This is a genomic window from Parazoarcus sp. PS-13 R2A, from assembly GCF_057621855.1.
On sequence record NZ_JBYEXN010000074.1, the window covers coordinates 1 to 312 of the forward strand.

1 protein-coding gene is annotated in these 312 nt (G+C 64.4%); it reads left to right on the forward strand.

Features of this window, described 5'->3' with window-relative positions:
* Nucleotides 1-117: 117 nt before the first annotated feature.
* Nucleotides 118-312, forward strand: a 195-nt coding sequence (locus AC22G6_RS21890) for a proton-translocating transhydrogenase family protein (protein ID WP_487368517.1), incomplete at its 3' end; no start/stop codon positions are given.

Genomic DNA, 312 nt, shown 5'->3' on the forward strand with positions numbered 1-312 from the left:
CGGCGCGCTCGCGCTCGACTGGGAAGACGAAGTCATGGCCGGATGCTGTCTCACCCACGCGGGCGAAGTGCGCCACGCGGGCGTGAAGCAGATCCTCGGTCTGTAAGGAGAGACATCATGGAAGGCTTTGCCGCACTCTACATTTTCATGCTGGCCGCGTTTGCCGGCTACGAAGTCATCTCGCGCGTGCCGGTGATCCTGCACACGCCGCTGATGTCGGGCTCGAACTTCGTGCACGGCGTGGTGCTGATCGGCGCCATGGTCGCCCTCGGCCACGCCGACCCGGAAGATCCGGTGCAACTGGTGATCGGT